This window comes from Flavobacterium sp. GNP011 (assembly GCF_056428925.1).
In genome coordinates this window covers 1-12955 of sequence record NZ_JBWJVJ010000001.1, presented here as the reverse complement: position 1 = coordinate 12955, position 12955 = coordinate 1, and the positions used below count along the sequence as shown (strand labels likewise).

The window sequence follows — 12955 nt, the reverse complement described above, 5'->3', positions numbered from 1 at the left end:
TATTTTACCTCTTGATTTCTTACTTTTGGAGCTATGAATGCAATCAAAATTATTTTTTGGGTATTGTGGCGTGTTTGGTTTTATGTTCTTATGGCACTACCCATTCTGGTCATGTTTCCCTTTTTAGTGCTGTCTATCGTGTCAGAGCGTGGGTATCCTTACTTTTTTAAGATGGCTCGTATTTGGGCCAAGTGTATCCTATTTGGTATGGGTTTTTATTATAAAATTGATGAAGATGAGGCTTTAATACCACACAAAAGTTATATGCTAGTGGCCAATCATACCTCTATGACTGATATTATGCTGATGCTTGCTATTACCAAGAACCCGTTTGTTTTTGTTGGTAAAAAAGAACTCTCTAAGATTCCCTTATTTGGTTTTTTTTATAAACGAACGTGTATTCTTGTAGATAGAAATTCATCAAAAAGTAGGTTAGAAGTTTTTGATAGAGCCCAAAAAAGGATTCAACAAGGTTTGAGTATATGTATTTTTCCTGAAGGTGGTGTTCCAGATGATGAGTCTATTGTATTGGATACTTTCAAAGATGGGGCTTTTAGACTGGCTGTAGAGCATAGCCTTCCTATCGTGCCGATTACGCTCCCTGACAATAAAAAACGATTTTCATTTACTTTTTTAAGTGGTAGCCCTGGGCTAATGCGTGTTAAAATCCACCAACAAGTTCCCACTATAGCTGTAGATGGAGTAGATCGAAAAGAAATTCGGGACCGGGTACGTTCCACTATTTACCATCAGTTGTTGTTATTTGCAGCAGGATCTTCTAAAACTCATAACTAATTCCGGTATATACTCCCATTACCATTGGCTTAAAGTTACTGCTGTTGTTTGTAAAAGTATTGATTTGGTACTTGAGCATGGGCTCTAAACTGAGTTGAAATGATTTTATGAGTTTGTAGCGTACTCCAAAGCCAAAATTAGTACTAAAGTGTACCGAATTTAAGTTGGTTGCACTGCCAAGTCTTTCATTGAATGAATTAGATTCTAATCGGACTTCATTATCATTTAAAAGTAATGTGCTGACCCCTGCAATGAGATGTATTCCTATTTTTTTATCGATTACTGCATAGGACATTTCAAACGGAATTTCAAAATAATTCATCTGTTGGTTTAGTGCTCCTACGTTGTTTTTTTGTAAGTTTTTCTCAAAACCAGATAGGGTAGTAGCGCTATTGTTGTTAGTGATTTCAATGGATGAAGAATTTCTGAAGTTAATGTTTGATACGGTATTACTTCTTAGTCCTGCTGTATAAGACACATTGTTTGTATTGTACCCAAACGCTAACCTGTTTATACCACTGCGCAGGCTCATTTTTTGGTTCAAAGCATAGTGTATACCAATCCCATAACTAGCTGAGTTGTCATTCGTTTTTTTATTTTGAGCCAGTTGAGGATCCAGTGCAGATCCGCTGCTTTTTGTGTTCAAATATACGGCGGCAACAGTAGGTGTTATTTTCCATTTGTTACCCTTTGTTGGGTTAGATTCTGGAGTCGTATTTTTATTTTTTAAAATTTCTTCCAAAGTGTTTATGGTAGCGCTCACTTCTTTATTTGTAATGTCTTGCGTCTTATTAAATATTTCAGTGTCAGAAATTGGTTTCTTTGATTGCGCATTTTGTACGACTGTGATTTCTTTTGTAACTACACTGTTATCTTGTTGTTGTGCTAATGCTAATTCTTCCGAATCTTTTGTAGCGTTATCACTTACCGATGGATTATTTTTTTGGATATGAACGAGATAATCCTTTTTATTCTTCTTTTGGTTCGAATTGATTTTAGGTCCAGTAGCTCGTATAGTTTCTTTTTCATAATTCGTTTGGGTTGGTTGTTGGTTAGTCACTACTTGTTGCGGCTCCTTATCAATGAGGTTTGGTTTGGTGATGAACTTCTTTTTTTGGAGCGTTTCTTTTTCTCTAGCTTTTGATTGGTTTACGATCTTTATTACAGGTTTTGAGCCCTCATATTGTGTTTTTTGAACTAGCAATAACCCTACCAATAATGAGGCCGCAATTCCACTTATTTTAAGCCAGAACGGTAAAACCTTTCGTCTTTTCTTTCTTTTGCGTAAACTCAGTTCAATAGCTTCCCACACCTGTGGCTCAGGTTGGGCTTCAAAATCCTTAAATTGTTCTTGAAAATACCGGTCTATATTTTTTTTATCGTGCATTGTATTTCGTTCTAGTAGGGTTACCGGTATGGTTATTTATTTTTTCTCTCAAAATTATTCGGGCTCTAGCCAAATTTGATTTGGTTGTTCCTGTAGTGATTTTTAGCATTTCAGCTATTTCCTTGTGTGAATATCCATCAAGAACGTAGAGGCTAAATACTAAGCGGTACTGGTCTGGTAGTTCTTGTACCATTTTAAGCAGCGTTTCTAGTGCTATGGGTTCGTCATCAACGTCAATATCTTGCTCTGCTAGGTCTGTATTCACAATATCTAAAAAACGAACGTCTTTATATCTTTGTAAGGCATTATTAATCATGACTCTTTTGGACCAGCCTTCAAACGAACCTTTGTTGCTAAATTGATTTATTTTATTCAAAATTAGTATAAAACCATCCTGTAAATTATCCTGTGCATCTGTATAGCTCTTGGAATACTTGAGGCATACTCCAAAAAGTTTATTAGCAAACAGTCCATACAGCTCCTCTTGTGCTTTTGGACAGTTTTTTTTACAGTTTGCAATGATTTGATCTAACCCCACAATTGGATGTTCTATTTAGTTGTCCACTTTAATTTCTTTTTCTTCAAATTGAGATACTCCATTTGCATCTTTACCCTTGTAAAATTTAAAAATATACGATCCTGTATTGGTTACATAAAATTGAAAAGATACTTCAGATAATGGGGGCATAGCTTGATTACAAACTTGATCTTTATCTACTACAGTTTGTATGCCAATGGTTCTTACGTTGAGGTTTTTATCATAGTAAATCCCTTGATATCCATGGCAAATGGTTGGTTTTTGGTATTTGAGTGTAATGGTGTAGGTTTCCCCTAGCTTAAAAGAAGCAGGAACTTCATAACTAGCCACAGGCAACACTTCATAACTGTAATTTGGGTAATCATTGTCAGGGCTACAAGATAGGAATGAAGCCCATAATAGTGTTAAAGCAATAATTTTTTTCATCTTTTTACATTTTTAGAATTTGACACTTATTTCAAAGGGTTGGGTTGAATTGTAATTTCGGCTCAAACATTTGTTTTTTTAAATAGAGGTATCATTGATAAAAAGGTTGCGTTTAAAGCAAAAAAAACCCGAAAAAATCGGGTTTTCAAAAAATTATTCTCCAGCTAATTCTTTAATTCTAGCTTTAATTTTAAGCTCTAGCTCATCGGCTAGTTCTGGATTGTCTTTAATTAAGGTTTTAACAGCATCACGACCTTGACCTAATTTTGTTTCTCCGTAACTAAACCAAGAACCTGCTTTCTTAATGATTTCAAATTCAACAGCTAAGTCTAAAATTTCACCTGTTTTTGATATTCCTTCGCCGTACATGATGTCAAATTCGGCTACTTTAAATGGCGGTGCCACTTTGTTTTTTACCACTTTTACTTTGGTTCTGTTACCTAAAACATTATCACCATCTTTTATCTGCGTAGAACGACGAATGTCCAATCGTACAGATGCATAAAATTTCAAGGCATTACCACCCGTTGTAGTTTCTGGATTACCAAACATAACCCCGATTTTCTCTCTCAACTGGTTAATAAAGAAAACAGTACAATGTGTTTTGCTAATCGTTCCAGTCAGTTTTCGTAAAGCTTGTGACATCAATCTAGCGTGCAATCCCATTTTTGAATCACCCATTTCTCCTTCAATTTCACTTTTTGGAGTCAAAGCAGCTACCGAGTCAATAACAACAATGTCAATAGCACCTGAGCGAATTAAATTTTCAGCAATTTCTAAGGCTTGTTCTCCGTTATCAGGTTGAGATATAATTAGGTTTTCAATATCTACTCCTAATTTTTCTGCATAATTTCTATCAAATGCGTGTTCAGCATCTATAAAAGCAGCAATTCCTCCTGCTTTTTGAGCTTCGGCAATAGCATGCAACGTTAAAGTTGTTTTACCTGATGATTCTGGCCCGTAGATTTCAATGATTCTTCCTTTTGGATATCCATTTACGCCAAGAGCTAAATCTATTCCTAAAGACCCCGAAGAAATTACTTCTACCTCTTCAATAGCTTTATCTCCCATTTTCATCACAGTACCTTTACCGTAGGTCTTGTCTAGTTTGTCAAGCGTAAGTTGTAACGCCTTTAATTTAGATTCTTTTTCTGTACTCATCTTCTCTTTTACCTTTTCTTTCATCTATTTTTTGTTTGTAACGCTATGAATTTAAGTGGTGTACATTACGAACCACTATTTTAGTGTTGTAATTTATATATTGCTTTGTAAAAATACTTCTTTTTCAATTACAATTTTTTCTTTCTATTAAAATTTGAAATCTAATTTTTGGTTTAGTGCTATTTCGTAAACAAAGCCTTCAACTCTGTGGCATCATGCGGATTCATTTTTCCTGCCAAAACTAAGCTTAATTGTTTGCGTCTAAGGGCTGCTTCAAAACGTTGTTTTTCTAGTTCTGTTTCCGGTACAACTTGAGGTACTTCTACAGGACGACCTGTGTCATCCACAGCAACAAAGGTATAGATGGCTTCGTTAGCTTTTGTTTTATTTCCAGATTCTCTGTCCTCTACCCAAATATCTATGTAGATTTCCATAGAACTCTTAAAAGCTCTTGAAACTTTTGCTTCAACAGTTACTACGCTACCTAGCGGTATGGCTCTATTAAACGCTACATGATTTACAGATGCGGTGACTACAATTCGGCGGGAATGTCTTCTTGCGGCTATACTTGCCGCACGATCCATTCTTGCAAGTAATTCCCCTCCAAAAAGGTTGTTCAAAGGATTTGTTTCACTTGGCAAAACTAGATCAGTGAGTATTGTTAAAGATTCTGATGGATTTTTTGGTGTCATAGGTGTGTAAAAAAGTTTTATTTCGAAAAAAATAGTTTAGTTTAACCAATATACGGCTAAAATAGCGGGTATAAAATAAATTACGATTGTTCTTGCACCATCGTAATCCTTAGCTAAACGCTGTCCAAAAAGCAGCATCAGTAAAGTGATACAAGCAAATACAGCGCCGTAAAACCCAAAGATTCTTCCGTTATTGATGAACAGTTCAATGCAGCCAACTACACATAATATTCCTGTAATTAGTTCTAGAATGAGAATATTGAGTAAAGCAAGTGGTACTTGATTTTTTAACGGAGTATTTGCAAAATGACCTTTTAGCCATTCTATATTGTCTTTCCAATAAAAAATCTTGTCATAACTAGACTGTAAAAATGTAATAGCCAGAAAAATTAAAATTAAAATGGAAGTAATATTGTTCATAGGTTTTATTTTTTATGAATTAAACGTGTTAATTTTATAGATAAATCGGTTAGAATAATTTTGGCATTACCATTACGTTCTATGTGATACATGGCATCTGATAGTTCTTTGTAAATATCAAAAATGTTGTTTCCATTTACAAAAGGAGCAAAGTTTTCTAGTTTGAATTTCTCTACCTTAGGTTTTAAGTAAACTAAACTGTTGGCTTGATAGTTGATTAATAAGGCCTGACGGAACATTTCAATGCAAAACTGTAAAAACTTCTTTTGGGTTTCTCTTCCCAAAACTGCTATTTCTTCACTCCATTGAATCAAATCTTGTATAGCTGCAGCATTTCCTTTTGCCCTAAATGCTGCCCTTACCCAATCTACAAACCATTTTTCAAAATAATCAGTTTCACTATCTGGTTGTAACAATTTTAATGCTTTATTGAAATTCCCTTGAGCTTGATGTGCTATTTTTTGAGCCGTTTGTGTATCAACTTTCCATTCACTCTCTAATGCTTTGGTAATAATAGGCTCACTTAAACCATTAAAATGCAATACTTGACATCGAGATCTAATGGTTTGTATAATATCTTCCTCATTTTCAGAAATTAAAATAAAAACAGTCTTTTCACTTGGCTCTTCTAATAATTTCAATAATTTATTAGAGGCAGGGACGTTTAGTTTATCTGCCATCCATACAATCATGATTTTGTAGCCTCCTTCAAATGATTTTAAAGCTAGGGATTTTAAAATCTCTTGTGCATCTTCAACCCTTATTTCGCCTTGTTTGTTTTTCACATCCAATTTTTGATACCAGTCAAACAAGCTTCCGTACGGGTTTTTTTCTATAAACGCTCTCCACTCAGTAATAAAATCAATACTTTTAGGTTTAGCTTTAATTACATCATTACTTACCGTTGGGTATATGAAATGTAAATCAGGGTGCGCGTATTTTTCAAATTTGATGTTGCAGGTTTGATTAAAACCGCTGTTTTCGTCATCAGAGTTATTGCAAATAATGTATTGTGCATACGCAATAGCCATGGCCAATGTACCTGAACCCTCTGGCCCAACAAACAGTTGAGCGTGTGGAATTCTTCCTAAACTAGCATTTTTTGTCAAATGACTTTTAATGTGTTCTTGTCCTAAAATATCTGAAAATTGCATGAAGCAAAGATAATAGAAAATGATTGAGTCATAAATTTTTCCTTTTTTAATTTTAAAAATTGACTCTTACTTTCAGGATATCTTTTGCATGACCTCAAATCCTTTTTTTGAAGTATAATAAAACATAAATTTTTTTGTCATCTACTTTAGCTAATTCCCCCTTTTTTTGATTGATTTGATTTCTTGACTTCATCTTTTTATTATTTATTTTTTGTATATTTATTATTGATTGAAGTCTTTTAATGTTCAAATTTTTTACACTATGGAAGAGAATTTTTTTTTTCAAATCAAAAAGTAGAGTTGAAAGTATATTTAACTTTTTTTTTAACTTTTTTTAAGGTTTTGTTTTTTTTGGCATTCAATTTGTAATGTATTATATAACACGTATTTGTACTTATTTATTTTCTTTTAAATAGTAAGCATAAGATGAATTGTTATAGAACAACCAAAATTTTTTTTAAAAAAAACGTAGTAATTAAGCAACTTTTTATTACTTTTAAGAATCATACAGGTATAAATACGTGGTATTAGGCGTTTTGATTTGTTTTTAATACGCAATAGATTGTTAAAAAGTGTGAAATTTTCATTAATTTTAGCTTTGTTTTAATTAAAAATTAGTAAACTCAACTTTATTTGTATTGTTTCTAATTAAAAAAAACCAATAAAACAAAGGGTTTGTGAACTTATTAACTAAAAATTGTTAACAATTTGTAGTGAAAACCAAAATAATAAATAAAACGTATGTTGTTTTAAGTTTAATTGTTTAGATTTGTTACCTTAAATAAATTTTTTTAATATAATATTATGAAAGCGAAAGTTATTGTTTTAAGTTTTTTTTTATTGTCGACGGGTGCTGCATTTTCTCAAGCGAAAGTTGTAGAAAGAAGCATAATTAGTAAAGATGCTTCCATAAGAACATTTCATGATTTAGATCAATTGAAATCGATGCAAAAAGGAGAGTTAATTGAATTATACACTGAGCGTGTTAAAGTTTTGGTTAAAATCTTACCCAATATAGCGTTAGCAAAATTACCAGGAGTAACCATTTCTGATTTAGGAATTCCTAATGATGCTGTGAATAAAAAAGCTCTAGAAGATGTTGCAGAAGGAACAACAACCTTTCTAACGGTATCTGTTGATTTCCAAAAGAAAATGTTGCCTTATGCAGATAAAAACACTTTAGTAGCAGCTATACTGTTTTTTGAAACTACAATGAAATCATTGCATGAATTTGAAGGTTTGTAATGAATACCTACTTACATATTCCAAATACACTAATTAATTAAATTTTAATCCTATGAAAAATTTCACCCAAATTGTAACAATTTTTCTATTGGTAATTTCAAGTGCTCAGGCACAACAAGAAAAAGGAATTACAGGACTTAATAACTGGTTGAACAACTGGACCGAGTTTAAGCCCAACAAAGTAGATTACGGAGAAGCCAATCAAATATTGGCAGTTAACATAACTGCAAATACTAAATTGTACAAGAAAAATGTTTATCTGCTTCAAGGAAATGTTTATGTGACTAACAACGCCGTGCTTACAATTGAGCCTGGAACTAAAATTATTGGTGACTTTGATACCAAAGGAACACTAATAATTACCAAAGGGGCTAGTATCATTGCAGATGGTCTAGAAACAGATCCTATTGTATTTACATCTAATCGTAGTTTGAGAAAAGCAGGAGATTGGGGAGGTATTGTAATTTTAGGTGATGCTCCTTTAAATAAATTTGGAGGTGTAGCTTCTGTAAATACAGGTAGTAATACAGATTTTATTTCAACTTTAACATCTTACGGTGGTACTAATCCAGCTAGTAATTCTGGTATCATGAGATACGTTCGTATTGAATTTGCTGGATCAAAGCTTTCAACTGGTGGCGGAAATTTAAATTCTCTTTTTCTGGCAGGAATTGGAAACAAAACTATTCTACAAAATATAATGGTCAGTTTCTCTGGAGGGAATTCTTTTGAAATCTTTGGAGGTGATACAAGTTTATCTCAAGTTGTTTCATACAAGTCTAGTAATGATGACTACCGTTTTAATTATGGTGCTCAAAGTAACTTGACAAACTCTCTTGCTATTCGTTCATCTTTTTTATCAAGTAAAAATGGTTCTAGATGTTTGGACATTGCTTCTTACAACAAAAAGGATGAAGTAGATTTTTCTAAAAAACAAACCATGGTCGTTGCGACTAATCTAACTCTTGTTAACAACAGTGCAAATATAAAAGCTGATATTGAATCAGGTTTAGTAAAAGAGGCTGTATATGTTGCTGAAAATGCTTCACTCAATTGCAAGCGTACTGTAATCTCTGGGTTTAAACCAGCAATTTTATTAGATAGTAAAATTCAAATGAATGATGAAAGTTTAACTAAAATTAAGTTAGAATCAATGTACTTCAATAATTGTGCTGGAAATATATTTATTGCAGATAACTCAAACAATGAAGATTTAGAGGCACATTATGGTCAACCTAATTTTTTCAATTATTTTTTCCCTAATGGAAGTAATTCAGAAACCTTTATTGATTTTGCTAATGAAAAGAGACCTGATTACCGTTTACAATTATCAAAAATTACAGCATCTAATTAAGGATGCTGTATTAAAATAGCTGACAAGTTGATGCAAAACTAATTATGAAATGTAGACGCCCCCCTACTTTTTTAAAAGCCTACCAATTTTTATTTTTGTTGCTGTTTTTTCCAGCAATCAACTCGTTACACGCACAATTTACTATTAATAAGCCCACTCTTGGTTTTACCCAAATTTGTGCTAATAGTAGTTTCAATACTTTTGAGGTAAGTTTTTCATTTAACCCTGCGGGGTCATTAAATACTTCAAACCAATTCATATTAGAGCTGTCAGATGGAGCTGGAAATTTCTCAGCTCCATTGTCGCTTACTTACTCAGAAAAACCACTTACTGCCACACCCTCATCAAGAACTTTTGTTTTTGCAGTTCCTACAACCACAGGAGGTGAAAATTTTAGAATTAGAGTACGAAGTACTGCTCCAGCAGCAACAAGCCCTACTTCAAATGCATTTGCAGCCTATTACAAGTTACAAGATTCACAATATTCCATCAATAATTTTAATGCAAACGCTACCTATTGTAAAGGTGGTTCATATGTATTAACCATTGACAATCCGGGGATTGGAACAAATGATTCGCCATTAAAATATCCTTCACTTACTTATAAATGGTTTAAAGAACCGAGTTTAGTACCTATTGCTACTACACCAAGTCTTACAGTTACAACCCCAGGAAGGTATTATGTAGAAACTAATTACGGAACATGTACTTCTGATTCGTATTCAAATAGAGTTACAGTAGGAGAAGCTTCAGGAACAGTAGCAACTGTAAATTCAAGTAAAGGAAATCCATTTTGCCCTACTGATGGACCAACTACTTTGAGTACGCAAGCCGGAAATACCTATCAATGGTTTTTAAATAATGTTGCCATTCTTGGTGCAACAAGTCAAGAATACACAACAAGTACTTCTGGAAGTTATACCGTACGAGTTGATTTTGGTGGATGTACCTCTACGGGTAGCATTAATTTAGAAAATGTTCCTTTTACAAGTTCTTTAAATGTTACGGATACAACAATTATTAATAAAGGAGAAACAAAACAAATCATAGCTACTACATCTGCAAATAATCCTACTTTTGAGTGGTTTTTAAACGGTACTTTAATAGCATCTGCTACTACTAATACCCTAAATGTAACACAAGAAGGAAATTATTCTTTGACAATTACACAAACAACGGGCTGTGTTTCAAAAAAAGAATTACCTTTTGTGATTAGTTTTCCTTTCGTAGATCCTAATGTGGTTTTAATACCAAACTTAATAAGTCCCAATAACGATGGCATCAATGATACTTGGACCATTCCACAACAGTATATTAGTGGTACCAATACCTCAGTGATCGTCTTAAATGCAAGGGGCGAGATTGTCTTGAACACCAAAAATTATCAAAATAATTGGCCTGAAGATCAACTGGATTTTAAATCCGTGAATCCCATCTATTACTATATCATTACAACACAAGACAATACTATTAAAAAGGGTTCTATCACAGTAATTAGGTAACATGAAAAATATTTTTTTAAGTTTTTGTTTTTTTTTCTGTTTACTTCAGTCCATCTATTCACAAGATAATGGAGTGGTCTCTTTTAATATGCCTGTTAGAAATTCTCTTAGATTCAATAAATTTTTAATCAATCCTGCTTTTAGCTTTGCTAGGGAGCAAAATTCGTATGCTACAATCTTTAACAAACGAGAATGGGTTCAATTTGATGATGCACCACAAACCTATTTAGCCAGTTATTCAGGACGTTTTAGAGAGAATAAAGGAATTGGAATTGTATTATTTCAACAAAATGAAGGTGTGCTTACTACTTTTGGTGGTGTTGCTAACTTTGCACAAAATGTATATATCGGTCAAGACAATAATCTTTCTTTTGGTTTAAACTTGGGTTTTTATAAAAGCGGCATCAATGCTGGAGGTGTTGTTACCAATTATTCAGACCCAGCATTAGGTTTAGTACCTTCAAATTCGTTACTAGTTGTAAGTCCAGGAATCAATTACGGTACCGCCTTCTTTGATTTTGGTGTTGCTTTAAAGAATGCGGTTTTGTATAATTTACAAACCTCGCAAATGGTCCAGGATGATCCGCAACGTTCTCTTCAAGCACATTTGATGTATACAGGTTTCATAAATAGTAACGGTTTCTTTGATCGAAGTAAGTTCTCGGGACTTTTACGAACTGAAATTAAAAGAGAACAAACTATTATTTCAGGTTTAATGATGTTTAGTATTCCAAAAGGGATATGGGCTCAAGCTGGATATAATACATTCCACGGTGTTTCAGCAGGTATAGGTCTTAATGTAACCTCTCGAATTGCACTTGAATATAATTATGAAAAAGCATTGGGTAATTTCACCCAATTTGGACCCTCACATGAAATTGTTTTAGCATACAAATTCAATGGAAAATATAGTGATGAGGATGAGGAAGAAGGTTCTATACTGCCAAAATTCGAACCAAAATCGGTTCCAACACCACAACCAACTACAAAAGTTACACAAAAATCTGCTGCTGATATACAAAAAGAAAATGAGTTAAAAGCTGCTAAGGCTAAAGCAACTGCAGATGCTGCCTTAAAAGCAAGGCAAGATTTTGAAGCACAAGCGAAAGCAAAAGCAGATGAGAATAGATTGAACCGTGAAAAAGTAATTGCCGAAGCTGCTGCAAAAGCTAAAATTGCTGCCGATGCAAGAGCGAAAGTATTGGCTGATGCCAAGGCTAAAGTAGCTGTACCAGTTCCAGATGCAAAAGCTAAACTAGCCGCAGATGCAAAAGCAAAAGCCGATGCAGAGGCAGCTAAGCAAGAGGCTATAGCAAAAACAAAACTAGCCGCAGATGCAAAAGCAAAAGCTGATGCAGAGGCACTTAAACAAGCAGCCATTGTTAAAGCCAAATTAGCTTCTGATGTAAAAGCTAAAGCAGATGCCGAGGCTGCCAAACAGGTAGTAATTACACCTAAACCAGATGATGTAATAAAAGCAAAACAAGCTGAAGCTGCTAAAGCCAAATTAGCTGCTGACGCTAAAGCCAAAGCTGATGCAGAAGCGGTCAAACAAGCTGCTGAAGCCAAAGCAAAAGCAGATGCCGAAGCTGCAAAATTAAAATTAACTGCTGACGCTAAAGCCAAAGCTGATGCAGAAGCCGCCAAACAAGCTGCCGATGCCAAAGCAAAAGCTGATGCCGAAGCTGCAAAACTAAAATTAGCTGCTGACGCTAAAGTCAAAGCTGATGCAGAAGCTGCCAAACAAGCTGCCGATGCCAAAACTAAAGCCGATGCTGAAGCTGCAAAACTAAAATTAGCTGCCGATGCTAAAGCAAAAGCAGATGCAGAAGCTGCCAAACAAGCTGTTGATGCCAAAGCGAAAGCGGATGCAGAAGCTGCAAAACTGAAATTAGCTGCCGATGCTAAAGCAAAAGCAGATGCAGAAGCTGCCAAATTAGCTGCTGACGCTAAAGCCAAAGCTGATGCAGAAGCGGTCAAACAAGCTGCTGAAGCCAAAGCAAAAGCAGATGCCGAAGATGCAAAATTAAAATTAACTGCTGACGCTAAAGTCAAAGCTGATGCAGAAGCCGCCAAACAAGCTGCCGATGCCAAAGCAAAAGCAGATGCCGAAGCTGCAAAAATAAAATTAGCTGCTGACGCTAAAGCCAAAGCTGATGCAGAAGCGGCCAAACAAGCTGCCGATGCTAAAGCAAAAGCAGATGCAGAAGCGGCCAAACAAGCTGTCGATGCTAAAGCGAAAGCGGATGCAGAAGCTGCAAAACTAAAATTAGCTGCCGAT

The 12955-nt window shown here is 34.5% G+C and carries 12 protein-coding genes; 5 read left to right on the top strand and 7 right to left on the bottom strand.

Going from position 1 to position 12955, the window contains the following annotated elements; all coding sequences use genetic code 11:
* Positions 1 to 33 precede the first annotated feature (33 nt).
* Positions 34 to 795: a lysophospholipid acyltransferase family protein gene (locus tag AC061E_RS00060; RefSeq protein ID WP_478284434.1), complete on the top strand. Its 762-nt coding sequence runs from the start codon at positions 34 to 36 to the stop codon at positions 793 to 795.
* Here the strand turns inward: AC061E_RS00060 and AC061E_RS00055 are convergent.
* The 7 genes from AC061E_RS00055 to AC061E_RS00025 all read right to left on the bottom strand — a co-directional run bounded on the left by AC061E_RS00055 (position 779) and on the right by AC061E_RS00025 (position 6573).
* Positions 779 to 2182 (bottom strand): porin family protein, encoded by a 1404-nt coding sequence (locus tag AC061E_RS00055; protein WP_478284433.1) that lies wholly within the window; start codon positions 2180 to 2182, stop codon positions 779 to 781. The genes AC061E_RS00060 and AC061E_RS00055 overlap by 17 nt on opposite strands.
* A complete protein-coding gene (locus AC061E_RS00050) occupies positions 2172 to 2720 on the bottom strand; it encodes an RNA polymerase sigma factor (RefSeq protein WP_478284432.1) in 549 nt (182 codons plus the stop codon). Before AC061E_RS00050 ends, AC061E_RS00055 begins: the two co-directional genes overlap by 11 nt.
* Positions 2721 to 2735: 15 nt before the next feature.
* The gene (locus AC061E_RS00045; RefSeq protein ID WP_478284431.1) at positions 2736 to 3146 is read right to left on the bottom strand and encodes a hypothetical protein; all 411 of its coding nucleotides are present in this window, start codon (positions 3144 to 3146) and stop codon (positions 2736 to 2738) included.
* 153 nt (positions 3147 to 3299) lie between these two features.
* Positions 3300 to 4307 carry a recombinase RecA gene (gene recA, locus AC061E_RS00040; RefSeq protein ID WP_478284859.1) on the bottom strand — a complete coding sequence of 336 codons (1008 nt, stop codon included), beginning with the start codon at positions 4305 to 4307 and terminating at the stop codon, positions 3300 to 3302.
* Between the two features lie 179 nt (positions 4308 to 4486).
* Positions 4487 to 4999, bottom strand: coding sequence for an acyl-CoA thioesterase (locus AC061E_RS00035; protein WP_478284430.1), 513 nt, complete (start codon positions 4997 to 4999; stop codon positions 4487 to 4489).
* 36 nt (positions 5000 to 5035) lie between these two features.
* Positions 5036 to 5419: a DoxX family protein gene (locus tag AC061E_RS00030; RefSeq protein WP_478284429.1), complete on the bottom strand. Its 384-nt coding sequence runs from the start codon at positions 5417 to 5419 to the stop codon at positions 5036 to 5038.
* Positions 5420 to 5424: 5 nt separating this feature from the next.
* On the bottom strand, positions 5425 to 6573 hold the full coding sequence (locus tag AC061E_RS00025) for a DNA polymerase III subunit (RefSeq protein WP_478284428.1): 1149 nt from the start codon (positions 6571 to 6573) through the stop codon (positions 5425 to 5427).
* Between the two features lie 804 nt (positions 6574 to 7377).
* On the opposite strand from AC061E_RS00025, the gene AC061E_RS00020 reads away from it, so the two are divergent.
* The 4 genes from AC061E_RS00020 to AC061E_RS00005 all read left to right on the top strand — a co-directional run.
* Positions 7378 to 7818: a hypothetical protein gene (locus AC061E_RS00020; RefSeq protein ID WP_158728174.1), complete on the top strand. Its 441-nt coding sequence runs from the start codon at positions 7378 to 7380 to the stop codon at positions 7816 to 7818.
* Positions 7819 to 7870: 52 nt separating this feature from the next.
* The gene (locus AC061E_RS00015; RefSeq protein ID WP_478284427.1) at positions 7871 to 9172 is read left to right on the top strand and encodes a beta-helix domain-containing protein; all 1302 of its coding nucleotides are present in this window, start codon (positions 7871 to 7873) and stop codon (positions 9170 to 9172) included.
* 44 nt (positions 9173 to 9216) lie between these two features.
* Positions 9217 to 10674, top strand: coding sequence for a T9SS type B sorting domain-containing protein (locus AC061E_RS00010; protein WP_478284426.1), 1458 nt, complete (start codon positions 9217 to 9219; stop codon positions 10672 to 10674).
* Position 10675: 1 nt separating this feature from the next.
* The coding region (locus AC061E_RS00005) for a PorP/SprF family type IX secretion system membrane protein (RefSeq protein ID WP_478284425.1) at positions 10676 to 12955 on the top strand (2280 nt) is incomplete at its 3' end.

Coding starts and splice junctions, on each gene's coding strand:
- recA (WP_478284859.1), bottom strand. CDS start 4,307: ATGAGTACAGAAAAAGAATCTAAATTAAAGGCGTTACAACTTACGCTT.
- AC061E_RS00015 (WP_478284427.1), top strand. CDS start 7,871: ATGAAAAATTTCACCCAAATTGTAACAATTTTTCTATTGGTAATTTCA.
- AC061E_RS00035 (WP_478284430.1), bottom strand. CDS start 4,999: ATGACACCAAAAAATCCATCAGAATCTTTAACAATACTCACTGATCTA.
- AC061E_RS00025 (WP_478284428.1), bottom strand. CDS start 6,573: ATGCAATTTTCAGATATTTTAGGACAAGAACACATTAAAAGTCATTTG.
- AC061E_RS00020 (WP_158728174.1), top strand. CDS start 7,378: ATGAAAGCGAAAGTTATTGTTTTAAGTTTTTTTTTATTGTCGACGGGT.
- AC061E_RS00060 (WP_478284434.1), top strand. CDS start 34: ATGAATGCAATCAAAATTATTTTTTGGGTATTGTGGCGTGTTTGGTTT.
- AC061E_RS00055 (WP_478284433.1), bottom strand. CDS start 2,182: ATGCACGATAAAAAAAATATAGACCGGTATTTTCAAGAACAATTTAAG.
- AC061E_RS00010 (WP_478284426.1), top strand. CDS start 9,217: ATGAAATGTAGACGCCCCCCTACTTTTTTAAAAGCCTACCAATTTTTA.
- AC061E_RS00045 (WP_478284431.1), bottom strand. CDS start 3,146: ATGAAAAAAATTATTGCTTTAACACTATTATGGGCTTCATTCCTATCT.
- AC061E_RS00030 (WP_478284429.1), bottom strand. CDS start 5,419: ATGAACAATATTACTTCCATTTTAATTTTAATTTTTCTGGCTATTACA.